Here is a 15,181-nt window from a genome sequence, read left to right as displayed (position 1 = left end):
CGGCTCTCAGGGGTCCAGGTAGCGGAATGCCTCATGGGCGGAGCGCACGCTCCGCCGCAGCGCCCGCTCCAGCTGGTCGGCGTCCTCCGCGAGCCGGGTGATCTCCGGTACGGCGAAGCCGTCCGCGCCCGACTCCGAGACCAGCTCCTCATACTGGTGGATCCGGCCCCGCAGCTCCTCGATCTGATGGTGGGCCCGGTAGGCGCGCTCGGCGTCGGCCACGTTGGCGGCGTAGCGTTCCAAGGCCTCCACCCGGGCCACGACGGCGTCCTCGCTGCTGTCGAGCGCCCGGGCGAGCGGCTCGGCCACGGCGGCGACCTCCGGCGAGTTCACCTCCGCCATGGTCTCGCGGTGCTTGGTCCGCAGCGCCGACAGCTTGGCCAGCAGGCGGGCGATCTCCCACTCCTGGGCGGGCAGCATCACGGCGTTGCGTACGTCGTCCAGCAGCCCTTCGACGTTGACCGCCGAGTGCGTCACCGTGGCGACGGCCCGCCTGGCCCGGGCGAGCAGCCTGCGGGAGGACTCGTCGAGGTCGGCGGCGAGCACGTACCGGCCCTCGTACCAGCGCAGTTGCTCGTAGGTCTCCCGGTCGACGGCCATCTCCTCGTCCTCGTCGAGGTCCTTGCGGAGGAAGATCACGAGCAGGACGGGAATGGCGATGAGGCCGACCAGCAGCAGGCCGCCTCCCCGGTAGAAGTGCGTCCCGGACAGCAGAAGGGACAGCACCATCAGCGTGATCGCCGCGATGGCCACGCGCCCGGTCTTACCGGATGCCCTGGACGGCAGGGGGTCGGGCGCCCAGCCGCGCCGCATGCGGATCAGGAGATGCTCGTTCTCCGTGATCAGCTGGGCGTCATCCTCCGGGACATCTGGATCGACCACCACATCCGCCACAAAAACGGATTTTATGGGATTGTCACCTGGAGAAGTGCTGGAACGTGTCATATGGCAAGGTGCGACCGCCGCGACATGGGCCCGCGCGCCTGCTCATGGCCCGTTCCGGCGTCAGCTTTCCAGATGGCGGAACGCCTCGTGCGCCGAGCTCACGCTCCTGCGCAGCAGCCGCTCCAGGTCGTCGGCGTCCTCGGCGAGCTTCTCGATCTCGGGTACGGCCAGCGCGTCGGCGCCCGACTCGGCCAGGAGCTCCTCATAGCGCGGCAGCCGGGCCCGCAGCTCCTCGATCTGGCCGCGGGCGTGGTAGGCGCGCTCGGCCTCGGCGACGTGCCCGGCGTAACGTTCCAGTGCCTCCACGCGCGCCACGACCGCGGCCTCGCTGGTGGCCAGGGCGCGGTCCAGCGGCTCGATCACCGCCGCCACCTCCGGCGCGATGCCGCGGGCCAGCAGTTCCCTGTGCTCGCCACGCAGGGCCGAGAGCTTGGCCAGCAGCCGGGCGATCTCCCACTCCTGCTCCGGCAGCATCACGGCGTTGCGCGCGTCGTCCAGCAGTCCTTCGGCGTTGACGTGGGAACGCAGCACGGCGCCGATCGCCCGTTGCGCCCTGGCCAGCACCGCCTTGGCCTCCGCGTCGAAGTCGTCGGCCAGCAGGTAGCGACCGTCGTACCAGCGGGCCCGCTCGTAGACGCCACGCCCGTAGGGGCGGTCGTGTAACGGCACCTCGTTGATGGAGGCGATCTTGACGAGCACGACGAAGACGAAGCCGCCCAGCAGCACGAAGCCGATCGGCCGCACCGGGGAGGTCAGCAGCGCGGACATCAGCGCGACGACCAGGGGCGTGGCCGCCAGCAGCGCCAGGCTCGACGGCCAGCGCCGCTCGACCGGCTGCCCGGCAGGGGGCACCCAGCCTGCTCTGATCCTGGACAGGAGCGGGGCGTTCGCACGCAGCATTCCGGCGACCTCCGGGGGTACTCCCGGATCGACGACCACACCCACGCTCTGTCCTGGCACCCTGGCGCCCCCAACGCTCGTGATGCCCGGATACTACGTAACATTTCGCCAGAGCGGCAGCCTCGCCGAGGACAGTCGGGGAAACCGGCGGTCGCGCTCACCGATCGTTTCCATGATCGACAGCCCCCGGACCAGGGCTCTTGTGCGGGGCGGCTCAGCGCTGGATGTTCCGGTAGCGGTGGTGCTGGTAGCGGAAGAACACGGTCAGGACCGCGGCGGCGGTGGCCACGCCGACGGCCAGGGCGGCCGCCAGGTGGTGGTCCGTCACGAGGTAGTAGGTCAGCAGGGCGAGACAGACGCCGGCCAGGACGCCGTTGATGATGGCGATCATGCTGGCGGCGGTGAAGAGCCCGGCCAGCGGGCCCGATTTGACGGCCAGCGACCCGAGCGCGTCGGCGGTCTCCCCGCCATCCGCGTCCCACCTGGCGAAGTAGCGCGCCGCCTCGCGGTCGAGTTCGCGGTAGTAGCCGCGGATGCGGGCGATGCTGCTCAGGTACAGCACGTTCTGCACCCCGGTGTCGACGAGCCGGGCCGTGGTGAACACGCCCAGCACGAAGACCGTCGGCAACGCGGCGGCGGCGAACGGCAGCAGCAGTCCTGGCGTCTGCGCGGCGAACCCCAGCGCGATCAGGCTGCTGGACAGCGCCGACAGGTACAGCGACGAACGCCCGAGCGCCTCACTGACCGTCGTGCCGGCCGCCGATTGCAGGACGAAATGCTCCGTCACGATCGCCGACATGAGCGCCGCCGACGGCTCCGCGTCATGCTTGTCCGCCTCCATCTACCGGAAGGCGTCGGCGTGTGCCCGCGCCCACTGTTCGAAGGTGCGGGGCGGGTGTCCCGTCACCTCCTGAACGGTCGGCAGGACCGGGGACTCGTCGAGTGTGCCGTCGACGTAGAAGCTGAAGAAGGCGTCGACGTACTCGACCGGCATGGTCGCCTCCATCTGCGCCCGCGCCTCCTCGTCCGGCAGGCCCTCGCAGCGCAGGTCCCTGTCCAGCACCTTGGCCAGCACGGCGACCTGGTCGGCGGGCAGCAGCGAGTCCGGGCCGGTCAGTTCGTAGATCCGGCCCTCGTGCCCGTCGCCCGTCAGCGCCAGGGCCGCGACCGCCGCGATGTCGGCGGGGTCGATGGCGGCGGCCGCCACCCCGGCGAACGGTACCCGCACCAGGTCGCCGGCCTGAAGCTGCGGCAGCCAGCGCAGCGCGTTGGACATGAACGCCCTGGGCCGCAGGAAGGTCCAGGGCACACCCGCCTCCCGCGTGGCCTGCTCGGACAGCGCCATGTAGCGGGAGATCGCGTTGCTCATGTCCGCCTGCTCGGCCGAGCCGCCCGACAGCAGCACGACCCGTTCCGCCCCCGCCCGCCGTATCTGGGCCAGCAGTCCGGGCATGTCCGCATATCCCGGCAGCAAGAACACCCCTCGCACGCCGTTCAGGGCGTCGGCCAGGCTGCCGGGCTCGTTCAGGTCGCCGGTGACGGGCTGGACGCCGGGCGGCAGCGTGGCGGTCCGCGGATCGCGTACGAGCGCGCGTACCCGCTGCCCGGCCCGGTCCAGAGCGGTCACCAATGCCGACCCGATATTGCCGGTGGCGCCGGTCACTAAGATCATCATGTCTCCCATCAGGTCATCAACTTGTGCTACGCCCCACCCACGAGGCCCACGGCCAGGGTGATCAGCGCGGCGGCGAGGAGCAGGCCCCCAGCTCGGGTGACCATCGTGCCGGACGAGCGGGCACCCTGCTCGCCGACGGCCAGATGCAGGAAGAATCCACCCGATTGCGCCAGCACCCCGGCCAGCAGCACGCCGCCGGCCAGCCACTCCAGCCCGTCGGAGAAACCGGCGCGGGGCAGGTACAGCAGGTACACCAGGGCGAGCACCAGCAGCACTCCGGCGTGCGCGTGGCCGGCGCGGAAGAAACGCTCGCGTAACTCGCCCAGCTTGTCGCGATCGGTGGTGATGAAGCGCAGCAGCGCGTGCCCGCCGAACTCGACCGTGACCAGCGAGGCGATCGCGATGATCGGCAAAACCTCGGTGGGCTCCATCAGGCTCCCTGCCCTTGTACGGCCATGACGCAGGTCATGGTGAACGGATGTCCGCTCAGGTGATCTCCCCAAAGGGTGACAGCGACCGAGAAGGCGCCGATAGTGTCCTTGTCATCAGGCGGTTATGCATTTTGCATAGTTCATCGGGAGATCGGGTTGGCACGGACCGCTGACGACCTCCCGCTGCGGGTCGCCCAGGGCATGCTGTGGGCCTCGTTCGGCATCCTGGTCTACATCCGCACGATGAGCGGGGTGTGGCGCGACGCCGCCCCGCTCGCGCTGCTGCTCACGATGGCGTCGTATCCGCCGCTGATCGCGCTGTTGGCGCGGCACCGGCGGCCGGCCGCCCGGTACGGGCTGCTGGCGGCCTTGGTGCTGCTCTACCTGCTGCCCTTCCTCGTGATCGGCTCGGCGTGGGACTGGATGCCGTGGACGGTGGCCGCCGGAGTGCTCTGCGTGCTCCCGGCGCGGCCGGCCTGGCCGCTGTTCGGCCTTGTCCTGGCCGCCACCGGCACGACGGCCGCCCTGCTCGGGTACGGGGTCTACGACTCGGTCTGGTTCGTGATCGTCACGGCGGACGACGCCCTCATCGTGTTCAGCCTCGCCGCGCTCGTCGGGACGGCACGGCGGTTGCACGAGGCCCAAGGAGAGCTGGCTCGGCTGGCCCTGGACAGGGAGCGCCTGCGGCTGGACGGCGAGTTGCGGGACGTCCTGGGCGGGAAACTGCGGGCGATCGCGTTCCGGATGCGGAAAGCGGCCGCGTTCCAGATACGGGAGGCCGCCGCGTTCCAGATGCGGGAAGCGGCCGCGTTACGGACGCGGGAAGCCGCCGCGTTCCAGATACGGGAAGCGGCCGCGTTACGGACGCGGGAGGCGGCCGGGGGCGAGCCGGTGGACGCCCGGCAGGACATCCGCGAGGGCGTGGCGCTCGCCCGGCGGACCTTGGCGGAGGTGCGGGCCACGGCCGGCGCCTACCGCGCCGACCCGGTCGCCGAGCCCGCGACAGAGATTGAGTCGCCCCGGTTGGCGCGGTTCGTCCTGCTCGCGGTGCTGCTCATCCAGTGCGTGCTCGTGCTGAGCAACCTCTACTACTGGGAGCATGCCGCCCCGCCAACGCTCGCCTGGGCGCTGATCGGGCTCATCGGGATCGTGATCCTTCAGGTGCTGCCGCAGACCCGGGTCACGTTCGTCGTGCAGGGCCTGCTGTTCCTGCTGCCCCTCGCGGTCATCCCCGGCTCCTGGGACCGGGTGCTGAGCTTCTTCACCGGCAAGGTGCTGCTCACCGTACGACCGCCTCGATCGTGGGCGATCGCCGGTGCCGTCCTGGCCGGGCATCTGGCCTGGCTCCTGTATGACAGCATCACCGCCGGCACCGGCATCATGAACGCGCTGGCCAACTTCGGTGGTCACGTCATGCTCGCCTGGCTGGCCTACAGCCTGGGGCGCCTCACCGGGCTGATCACCGTGCTGGACCGGGCCCGGCATGACCTCGCCGAGGCCGCGGTACGGCGGGAACGGACCCGGGTCGCGAGCGACCTGCACGACGTCCTCGGGTTCAGCCTGTCGGCGGTCGCGCTCAAGGGCGAGCTGGCCGAGCGGCTGCTGGACACGGACCCCGGCCGGGCCAGGACCGAGCTGGCCTCGCTCGTGTCGCTGGTGGAACGGTCGCTGGTGGAGCTGGAGTCCATCGCCGGCGACCGGGTCGAGCTGCGACTGGCGGCCGAGCTGGAGGCGGCGCGTGAGGTGCTGACGGCCGCCGGGATCGCGGCGACGGCGCGGGTCACGACGGGCCCGCTGCCGGCCGAGGTCGACACGGCGGTGGCCACCGCGCTCCGCGAGACCGTCACCAACGTCCTGCGGCACAGCCGGGCCCGGACCTGTGAGATGACCATCTCCGGCGCTGACGGGCTCGTACGTTTGCGTGTCGTCAATGACGGCGCCCGGCCCGTCGCGCCGAGCGAACCGACCACGCCGCCGGAGCCGGAGCCGGAGCGGGGGCCGGGGCCTAGGCCGGGGTGGCACGGCTCCGGACTCGGCAGCCTGGCACAGCGCACCGGCGGGCGGCTGGCGGCGGTGCGCCTGCCCGGCGGCAGGTTCGAGGTGGTCGCCGAGTTCGGCTCAGATCCAGCCGGACTCGGTGGCGATTCGGATGGCGTCCACCCGGTTGCGAGCACCCAGCTTGGCGACGGCTGAGGTGAGGTAGTTGCGGATCGTGCCGTAGGTCAGGAAGAGCCGTTCGGCGATCTCGGCGGGCTGGGCCCCGCCGGCCGACAGGCGCAGCACCTCGGTCTCCCGCTGGCTGAGCGGGCTCTCCGGCGCCTCCAGCGCCACCAGGGCCAAGGCGGGGTCCACCACCCGCCCCCCGGCGGCGACGGTCCTGATCGCCGCCGCCAGCTCGGCCGGGCGGATGTCCTTCTGAACGAACCCGGCGACCCGCGCACCGAGCGCCCGGCGTAGGACGCCCGGCTTGGCCAGCGCCGTCAGGATCAGCACGCGGCAGCCGGGCAGCGTGCCGCGCAGTTCGGCAGCCGCCGAGATGCCGTCCAGTCCCGGCAGATCGATGTCGATCACGGCCACGTCGGGCCGGTGCTCCAGCGCGGCGGAGACGATCTCCAGACCCGAGGCGACCCCGGCCACCACCGTGATGTCGTCCTCGAGCGACAGCAACTCGACCAGCGCTTCGCGAAGGATGTGCATGTCCTCCGCGATCAGAATCCGGATCACACCGGTACGGTAATCCGCTCACTCCCCGCCGCGCGACGCCGCCGCCACGGCAGCCCGGGTACGGCCAGCCCGTGTACGGCCAGCCCGTGTACGGCCAGCGCGGCGGCCACGCAGGCGACCGGGATGGCGGGCAGCACGTAGCGGTGGTCGAAGTCCAGCGCCGCCACCGGCGCGACGAGCAGGAACATCGCGAACGCCCACGGCAGCAGCGCCGGACGGCGGCGGCCTATCGCCCCGGCCGCCCCCGCCAGGAGGATCACGCCGAACAGCGTCCCGTGCAGGAACCACGGGTAGGGGTAGGCGGCGAGGATGGACCCGAACGGCTCGACCGAGCTCATGCCGCGGATCGCCGGGTCATACTCCTTGCGCACCTGCCCGACGAGGGCGTGCTCCTCCGGCAGCCCCCACGAGCCGTGCGGGAAGTTCGACATGGCGCCCATCCGCTTGGGGTGAGCCACCGGCTCCCAGGTGAAGGCCAGCGAGGTGTCCTTGACGATCTCGCGCAGATAGTCGAGCGGCTGCGCGGCGATGGCCTTCAGGGCGAACGACCTGGCCAGGTCGTTGTAGGCGAACCGGTCGCCGGGCAGCCGGTTGAGCGCGGCGCCGGGTGCCCAGACGTACTCGGAGGCGGCGTCGACGACGGTGCCGTTCGGGCAGAGCCGGGCCTCCGCCGCGGGCGGCTTGATGATCGAGCAGTCGGCGAACGTCATCGTGCGGGCCCAGAGGGCGACTCCGTCGGAGCCGCTCAGCGCGAACCTGCCGTGATACTGGGCGTACCAGCCCGCGTAGGCGAGCAGCGGCAGCGCCCCGGCGACCACCAGGACGGCGACCTTCCGCCACGGGGTGCGGCGCAGCAGCAGGTAGAGCGCGGCCAGCGCGAGCAGCGGCACCGCGGCGGTCCGGGTCAGTCCGGCCAGCGCGAGCAGCGCCCCCGCCAGCGCGGCGGCCCGCGACGACACCTCCTGGCGCCACATCAGCACCGTGAGCGCGGACATGACGAGGAAGATCACTTGCAGGTCCGAGAGCACGGCGTGCTCCAGCCGCAGGAACGCCGGGTCGAACAGCACCGGCGCCGCGGCCAGCGCGGCCCCCCAGCCGGGCAGCGACCAGCGGCGCAGCAGCACGTAGATCAGCACGCCGACGCCCAGGCCCATCGCGTGCTGTACGCCGACGACCAGCTCGACGCTGTGGAAGGGGCGCAGCAGCCACAGGAACCACGAGTAGCCCGCCGGGTGGAAGGCGCCCTGCGGCTTCATGTGCACGGCCGTGTTCAGGTAGGTGAACGAGTCGTACCAGTAGACCTGCGCGGTGTCGTACCCGAGCATGACCAGCACGCGCAGCGCCGCGGCCAGCACCAGGACGACCCCGAACAGGCGGTGGCCCGTCTTCCCCAAGACGGGATCGGCCAGGCGGGGCCGCGTCGGCGCCACAAGAGCGGCAACCATGAGCATCTCTCCCCCGGGAGAGGCCGGGCGAGTCCCGGCCGTAGGGAGGGCAGTTCACCGAGTCGGCGCTAACCTGAGCGTCACCAAAAGTGGTTATGTCCGCGTTATGCAGGCTGGAGCAGACTGTCGGGACTTTCGATCTTCATGGGGGCGACATTGCGTGTTCTGGTCGCGGAGGACGAGCGGATGCTCGCCGATTCGATCGCCGAGGGGCTGCGGGGGGAGGCGCTGGCCGTCGATGTGGCCTACGACGGTGACGGGGCGCTGGAGCGGCTCGGCGTGCACGACTACGACGTGCTGATCCTGGACCGGGACCTGCCGCTGGTGCACGGCGACGAGGTGTGCCGGGCGGTGGTCGAGCGGGGGTGGCCGGTCAGGGTGCTGATGCTGACCGCCGCCGGGGACGTGCGGGCGAGGGTGGCGGGGTTGTCGCTGGGGGCCGACGACTACCTGCCCAAGCCGTTCGCGTTCGAGGAGTTGGTGGCGCGGGTGCACGCGCTCGGCCGCCGGGCCCGGCGGGCCGACCCGCCGATGCTGGCCCGCGCCGGGGTGCGGCTGGACTGGGCGCACCGGCAGGTGTTCCGCGAGGGGCGCTATGTGCCGCTGGCGCGCAAGGAGTTCGGGGTGCTGGCCGAGCTGCTGCGGGCGCAGGGCGCGGTGGTCTCGGCCGAGGAACTGCTGGAGAAGGTGTGGGACGAGCACATCGACCCGTTCACGAACACCGTGCGGACCACGATGATGAAATTACGCAAGAAGCTGGGCGAGCCGCAGGTCATCGAGACCGTGCCGGGATCGGGGTATCGCATTCCATGAGCGTCCGTCTGCGTTTCGCCCTGGCCTGCGCGGGGGTGTTCCTCGTCGGCGGCGGCCTGCTGCTGACGGCCGTCTACTTCCTCGTACGGTCGAACCTCACCTACCGCGCCGATCTCATCACCCCCAAGTCCATCACCCTGCCCAACGGCAGGGGCTTCTACAGATACGACGACTACTACGAGGTGGCGCGAAGCCGGACCCTCCAGGTCATGGCGACCTACCAGCGCGACACGTTGACCAACGTGCGTAACATCGGTGCGCTCGCGGTGCTGGCCGTCACGGGCGGCGCGTTCGGCCTGGGCTGGCGGGCGGCCGGGTGGGTGCTGCGGCCGGTCACGGCGGTCACCGAGACCGCGCGCCGGGTCGCCCAGAGCCACGACTTCGCCGAGCGGATCGGGTACGAGGGGCCGAACGACGAGGTGAAGGAGCTGACCGGCATCTTCGACACCATGCTCGGCCGGCTCGCCCGCTCCTTCGACGGCCAGCGGCGCTTCGTCGCCAACGCCTCCCACGAGCTGCGCACCCCGTTGACGATCAACAGGACGCTGGTCGACGTGGCCGTGCGGCGGCCGGACGCCACCGACGACGTCAAGCGGCTCGGCGAGTCGCTGCTGCTGGTCAACGCCCGGCACGAGCGGCTCATCGACGGGCTGCTGGCGCTGGCCGAGGGCGAGCAGGCGGTGCTGGACCGGCGCCCGTTCGACCTGACGGACGTGGCCGAGCACGTGCTGGACCAGGCGGCGGAGGAGGCGGCCGAGCGGGAGGTGACGATCCACCGGCTGCTGGACGCCGCGCCGACGACCGGCGAGGCGGTGCTGGTGGAGCGGCTGGTCCAGAACCTGGTGGAGAACGCGATCCGGCACAACCAGCCCAAGGGCGAGGTGTGGGTGACGACCCGGCGGCGTACCGAGCAGGTGGAGCTGGTCGTGGCCAACACCGGCCTGCACGTGCCGTCGTACGAGATCGAGACGATCTTCGAGCCGTTCCGGCGGCTGCACGGCGACCGGCTGCGCTCCGACCGGGGCAGCGGCCTCGGCCTGTCGATCGTGCGCGTCATCACCGAGGCCCACGGCGGCACGGTCCTCGCCCGGCCGCGCGAGGAGGGCGGCCTGACGATCACGGTCGAGCTGCCCCTGGACCGGTCGGCCGCCTGAGGCCGCTCAGGGTGAGCGGACCTCGCGCATGACCGCTTCCGGGACGCCCGCCCGCAGGAGGAGCTCCCAGCTGTCGGACCGCTCGAAGAACATCGACTCCAGCAGCGGCCGCCACAGCGCCGGTTCGACGCCGTCGCCGGCCAACCCGCCGAGCAGGTCGGCCCGGTCCGGGAAGGGCATGGCCGGTCCCTCCAGCGCGAGCGCCCGCAGCACCAGGTCGAGCAGCCGCCGGTGCTCGAGCGTCTGGAACGCGGTGACCGCCGCGATCGCGTCGGCGTACAGCGTGACGCGGGCCTCGACGCTCGACGGCCGGTTCATCAGCACCTCCTCGACCAGCCGGGTGCAGCTCACCACCTGACCGGACCGCCGCTGCACGACGATCAGGCTCGGGTGCGTCTCGTCGTCGGCGCGCAGCGAGTCGGTCAGCAGGTCGGCGTCGACGTTGAGCAGGTAGGGCCGTTCCAGCAGGGCGTAGGACTTGTAGCGGCCCAGCGCCTTGGTGCGCGCCGCGGGCTCCGGGCGGCCGAACCACCAGCCCGCGCCCTCGAACTCCCACGACTCTCCGCTCCCGCCGAGGCGGATGTCGCGCTTGCCGCCGTCCACGACCCGGCGCGCCGGCATGGCGCCGATGAGGCCGGTCCAGCCCTCCCCGCCGAGCTGGCTCTTCCATAGATGCGCGTACGAGCTCCACCGGGCGAAGTCCCCCGAGTCGCCGAGCAGCTCCGCGACGCTGACCGGTTTGTCCGAAGCGGCCACCACCAGGAGGGTGAGGTTGGCCGAATAGGCAGCCAGGCGGCGCGGCACGGGATGGCGTACCGGGCGGAAGGCGAGGAAGGAGCGGCGCGGGCGCTCGTGCAGCGACTCGCGCAGCAGCGCGCTGAGCAGCGTCACGCTCCTGGCCCGGACCTCGGCCGGCAGCGCGCCCATGAGCTCCATGGCGAAGCCGACCGTCGGCCCCCGTTCGGCCAGGCAGGAGAACGACGTGATCGCGTAGAGCAGGTCGTCGTCGACCAGCTGGCCCGCCAGCTCCTCGTCGTGGCCGTGCCGCCTGATCAGGTCGCGCAGCGCGTACACGGCCAGCCAGGCCACCAGGAACTCGCCGAACGTGGCGTGCAGGAACTCATAACCCCGAGTGCCGCCCGGGTCGTTCACGTGCACGAAGAAGAACCGCTCGGTCGCCCGCCGCGCCCAGCCGCCCTCGTCGTCCCGCTCCTCCCCCGGCGCCGCGCACAGGGCGGGCAGGTCCCGGTCGAGGGCGGGCTCCGAGACGACCGCCCGGCCGCGGACGAACATCGACAGCGCCACGGTCCCGAGCCGCGTCAGCTCCCGGTCCACCAGCCCGCCGCGCCGGGCGGCCGGCAGCGCCCGCACCTCGGGATCCTTGAGGAGCTCGCGGTAGGCGAAGTCCCTGATCAGCGACTCGTAGAGGCGGCCACGGCCGAGGACCGCCTCGTCGCGCTGCAAGGCGTTCTCGGCGGCGTCGTGGATGGCCAGCAGCAGCAGGAGCAGCGGCTGCCTGGCCAGCTCGCCCTGGGCCAGCGCGACGTCGGCCGGCAGCGGCTTCCTGCCGCGCCTGGACAGGACCGCGCGGTTGGTCTCCGCCCAGATCTCCAGCCACTGGCGGACCTGCTCCTTCTCGAACGGCTGGAGCTCGATGGTGAGCACGCCGTCGGGGAAGCGGACCCGGTCGGCCACGACGGTCCGGCTGGTCACGATCACCGCGACGGGACGGCCGTGCCTGGACTGCTCGTCCTGGAACTCCTGGACCTGCTCCAGGTAGTCGTAGCGGTTGGCGCCGGCGGTCTGGAGCAGCTCGTCGAACCCGTCGAGCATGACGACGGGCAGCATCCCCTCCGCCGCCTCCACCAAGTCCCGATATTTCACCTTCTCGCGGAGTAAGGGGGAGACGCTCTGCTCGATCTGCGAGATCACGGACGACTCAGCGGCGACGTCGCGCAGCTCCACCTTGATCGGCAGGAACTCCGAGGCGGCCAGCCGGGCCGCGAGCACCTCGGTCAGCTTGGTCTTGCCCGACCCCGGCTCGCCCAGTACGACCAGGGGCGCCTGGGTGGCGTGCGGCGAGGTGAGGTGGCCCACCAGGAACGCCTCCGCGTCGGGCAGCTCCAACCGGCCCTTCCACCAGCTCTTCGCCGCCGGCGCGGACTCGCGCGTCATCTCCGCGACCTTGCACCGGGGGCTGATGTACCCCTCGCCGAGCAGCGGCAGCGTGACGTCGTCCGGCGCCCGGCCGACGGCCATGAGCGACTGGTCGAGCGCGGCGGCGGCCATCCTGACCAGGTGGATCATCGGCCGGTCGCCCACGCGCGGCGGCGCCAGCTCCGCCAGCAGCCGCGCCACGCGCGACAGTCCGGGGGCGAACGCCTGCGTCTCGGTGACCAGGCTCCACATCCGGAACTCGGGGCTGTCGAGCGTGAGCGAGTGGTAGTCCTCGTCGTAGATCCGCAGGGCGTGCGCCGACGGTCCCTCCACGAGCATGAGGGGGACGCGGGCGCGCTCGTCGGCCGAGAGCTCGTCCCAGGCCGCCACCTCGCGCACGTACCCGGCCACGGCCTCCGACATCCGCCGGTAATGGCGTTCGACGGCCTCACGGGTCTCCGCGTAGGGGCGGTACGGCTCCGGCATGGGCAGCGGGTGCGTGAGCAGCTTCTCCACCAGCTCGGCGAACGCCGCCGCGCGGGTGCCGCCGGCCGCGCGGTCCCGGTCGAGCCGGTCCAGCCCGAACGGCAGGCTGGCCCGGCCGAGGGCCTCGAAGTAGGCCGAGACGATCACCACCGCGTGGACGGCGGCCAGCCGCTGGGTACGGGCGAACCGGCCCGCGCCGCCGCGCCACTCGGGCACCCGCCGCACCACGTCGTTGCCGTAACGGACGGCGTCCTCCTGCAGCTCGCGCAGGCCCAGCGCCAGGTCGGCGCCGCCGGCGAGCGCCCATCCGGTCAGTGCGGCCGTCGCGGCGAAGTCGATCACCTTGACGAGCCTGCTGTCCTTGCAGCCGAGGATCTTCAGAGCGTCGGCGTAGCTCAAGGTCTCCGTCATCACGGTCTCCGTCATCACGGTCTCTGAAGAGCAGAGGAATTCCCATGATGGCGCGTTCCATCGCGCTGAGGGAGCGTTTGGGCGGAATGGGTTAGAGTGCGTCGGCGATCTCCGACAGGGCCGCCGGGTCCTCGATCGTCGAGGGGGCGCGGTAGTCGCGGCCCGCCGCGATGTCGCGCATGGTGGCGCGCAGGATCTTCCCGGACCGGGTCTTGGGCAGGCGGGCCACCACGACGGCGCGGCGGAAGGCGGCGACGGGGCCGATGCGCTCGCGGACCAGGGCCACCAGCTCGCGCTCGACCTCGGCCGGGTCGCGGTCGGCGCCCGCCTTGAGCACCACGAAGCCGAGCGGGAGCTGACCCTTCAGCGCGTCGTCCACGCCGATCACCGCGCACTCGGCCACGTCGGGGTGGGCCGCGATGACCTCCTCCATCGCGCCCGTGGACAGCCGGTGGCCGGCGATGTTGATGACGTCGTCGATGCGCCCCATGACGTACAGGTAGCCGTCGTCGTCCAGGAAGCCGCCGTCACCGGTCAGGTAGTGGCCGGGGTGGCGCGAGAGGTACGACTCCGCGAAGCGGGCGTCGTCGCGGTAGAGCGTCGGCAGCGCGCCGGGCGGCAGGGGCAGCCTGATCGCGACCGCGCCCTCCACTCCGGGCGGGCACTCCTTCCCCTCCGGGTCCAGAACGCGCACGTCCCAGCCGGGGACGGCCTTGGTCGGCGAGCCCGGCTTGATCGGCAGCGGCTCGAGGCCGACGCAGTTGGCCGCGATCGGCCAGCCGGTCTCGGTCTGCCACCAGTGATCGATGACCGGGATCCCGAGGAGGTCGGACGCCCAGTGGTAGGTGTCGGGATCGAGCCGCTCCCCGGCCATGAACAGATACCGCAGACCCGACAAATCCCACTTTTGCGCGAAATTTCCGGAGGGGTCGTCTTTTTTGATGGCTCGGAGCGCGGTCGGCGCGGTGAACAGCGTCCGTACCCCGTGCGTGGCCACGACCCGCCAGAACGCGCCCGGATCAGGCGTCCCGACCGGCTTGCCCTCGTACAGCACGGTCGTGCATCCGGCCAGCAGCGGCGCGTAGACGATGTAGGAATGACCGACGACCCACCCCACGTCGGAGGCCGCCCAGTAGACCTCGCCCGGCGCGGCGCCATAGACGTTGGACATGCTCCAGTGCAGCGCGACGGCGTGCCCGCCGTTGTCGCGGACGACGCCCTTGGGCACCCCGGTGGTGCCGGAGGTGTAGAGGATGTAGAGCGGATCGGTGGCCGCCACGCTCACGCAGCCGGCGGGCGCCGCGTCGCGTACGGTCTCGGCCCAGTCCAGGTCCCGCCCTTCGGCGAGGTCGGCGGGCGACTCGGGCCGCTGGAGGATCACGCACCGCGCCGGTCGATGCTCGGCCTGCTCAAGGGCGGCGTCGAGCAGCGGCTTGTACGGCACGATCCGGGTCGGCTCGATCCCGCAGGAGGCGGAGAGCACGACCTTGGGCTTGGCGTGGTCGATGCGCACGGCCAGCTCATTGGCGGCGAAGCCGCCGAACACCACGGAGTGCACGGCGCCGAGCCGGGCGCAGGCCAGCATGCCGATCACCGCCTCGGGCACCATCGGCATGTAGATCACCACGGTGTCCCCGGCGACGACGCCGAGGTCACGCAGCATCCCGGCGGTCCGGGACACCGCGTCGAGCAGCTCGGCGTAGCTGAAGCTCCGCACGACGCCGGTCACGGGACTGTCGTAGATCAACGCGGCCTGCTCACCCCGCCCGCCGGCGACGTGCCGGTCGACGGCGTTGTGACAGGTGTTCAGGCGCCCGTCGACGAACCAGCGACCGTCGGCGAACACGGTCGCGGGCGGCACATCCCACTCGATGCCACGGGCGGCTTCTCCCCAGAACGCCTCAGGCTCCTCGATGCTCCGCTGGTAGACCGCATCATAAGCACTCATAATCCGATCAGATCAGCGCCTCACCCCCCATGGCAAGCGCAAACGGAAGCCATGGCCAACAAGACGCGCGTAACGGCGCCCGGCCCCGTGCG

General features: G+C 71.7%; 12 protein-coding genes. 3 read left to right on the top strand and 9 right to left on the bottom strand.

Features of this window, described 5'->3' with window-relative positions:
• Positions 1-6: 6 nt before the first annotated feature.
• From AB0B61_RS32225 to AB0B61_RS32205, 5 genes are all read right to left on the bottom strand, one after another.
• Positions 7-894: a hypothetical protein gene (locus AB0B61_RS32225; RefSeq protein ID WP_358439826.1), complete on the bottom strand. Its 888-nt coding sequence runs from the start codon at positions 892-894 to the stop codon at positions 7-9.
• A gap of 111 nt (positions 895-1,005) precedes the next feature.
• Positions 1,006-1,890, bottom strand: coding sequence for a hypothetical protein (locus AB0B61_RS32220; RefSeq protein ID WP_358439823.1), 885 nt, complete (start codon positions 1,888-1,890; stop codon positions 1,006-1,008).
• A 169-nt stretch (positions 1,891-2,059) separates the two neighbouring features.
• Positions 2,060-2,686, bottom strand: a complete 627-nt coding sequence (locus AB0B61_RS32215; RefSeq protein ID WP_358439820.1) for a hypothetical protein — start codon at positions 2,684-2,686, stop codon at positions 2,060-2,062.
• Positions 2,687-3,520 carry an NAD(P)H-binding protein gene (locus tag AB0B61_RS32210; RefSeq protein ID WP_358439818.1) on the bottom strand — a complete coding sequence of 278 codons (834 nt, stop codon included), beginning with the start codon at positions 3,518-3,520 and terminating at the stop codon, positions 2,687-2,689.
• Positions 3,521-3,546: 26 nt separating this feature from the next.
• Positions 3,547-3,951 (bottom strand): hypothetical protein, encoded by a 405-nt coding sequence (locus AB0B61_RS32205; RefSeq protein WP_358439816.1) that lies wholly within the window; start codon positions 3,949-3,951, stop codon positions 3,547-3,549.
• A 156-nt stretch (positions 3,952-4,107) separates the two neighbouring features.
• Between AB0B61_RS32205 and AB0B61_RS32200 the strand changes: the two genes are divergently transcribed.
• Positions 4,108-6,144: a histidine kinase gene (locus AB0B61_RS32200; protein WP_358439813.1), complete on the top strand. Its 2,037-nt coding sequence runs from the start codon at positions 4,108-4,110 to the stop codon at positions 6,142-6,144.
• Here the strand turns inward: AB0B61_RS32200 and AB0B61_RS32195 are convergent.
• Positions 6,070-6,675 carry a response regulator transcription factor gene (locus AB0B61_RS32195; RefSeq protein ID WP_358439810.1) on the bottom strand — a complete coding sequence of 202 codons (606 nt, stop codon included), beginning with the start codon at positions 6,673-6,675 and terminating at the stop codon, positions 6,070-6,072. The genes AB0B61_RS32200 and AB0B61_RS32195 overlap by 75 nt on opposite strands.
• On the bottom strand, positions 6,672-8,120 hold the full coding sequence (locus AB0B61_RS32190) for a hypothetical protein (protein ID WP_358439807.1): 1,449 nt from the start codon (positions 8,118-8,120) through the stop codon (positions 6,672-6,674). The genes AB0B61_RS32195 and AB0B61_RS32190 overlap by 4 nt, the downstream gene beginning before the upstream one ends.
• 156 nt (positions 8,121-8,276) lie before the next feature.
• Here AB0B61_RS32190 and AB0B61_RS32185 point away from each other — a divergent pair, with 156 nt between their 5' ends.
• Both AB0B61_RS32185 and AB0B61_RS32180 read left to right on the top strand, forming a co-directional pair.
• The gene (locus AB0B61_RS32185; protein WP_357645375.1) at positions 8,277-8,933 is read left to right on the top strand and encodes a response regulator transcription factor; all 657 of its coding nucleotides are present in this window, start codon (positions 8,277-8,279) and stop codon (positions 8,931-8,933) included.
• Positions 8,930-10,087 (top strand): HAMP domain-containing sensor histidine kinase, encoded by a 1,158-nt coding sequence (locus AB0B61_RS32180; RefSeq protein WP_358439805.1) that lies wholly within the window; start codon positions 8,930-8,932, stop codon positions 10,085-10,087. The genes AB0B61_RS32185 and AB0B61_RS32180 overlap by 4 nt, the downstream gene beginning before the upstream one ends.
• Before the next feature lie 6 nt (positions 10,088-10,093).
• Here AB0B61_RS32180 and AB0B61_RS32175 read toward each other — a convergent pair whose 3' ends face one another.
• Both AB0B61_RS32175 and AB0B61_RS32170 read right to left on the bottom strand, forming a co-directional pair.
• Positions 10,094-13,141 (bottom strand): AAA family ATPase, encoded by a 3,048-nt coding sequence (locus AB0B61_RS32175; RefSeq protein WP_358439802.1) that lies wholly within the window; start codon positions 13,139-13,141, stop codon positions 10,094-10,096.
• Between the two features lie 91 nt (positions 13,142-13,232).
• Positions 13,233-15,089: a propionyl-CoA synthetase gene (locus tag AB0B61_RS32170; protein ID WP_358439800.1), complete on the bottom strand. Its 1,857-nt coding sequence runs from the start codon at positions 15,087-15,089 to the stop codon at positions 13,233-13,235.
• Positions 15,090-15,181: the final 92 nt, after the last annotated feature.

The organism is Nonomuraea sp. NPDC049158 (genome assembly GCF_040648335.1).
Taxonomy (GTDB): domain Bacteria; phylum Actinomycetota; class Actinomycetes; order Streptosporangiales; family Streptosporangiaceae; genus Nonomuraea.
This window is presented reverse-complemented; position numbering and strand designations above follow the sequence as displayed.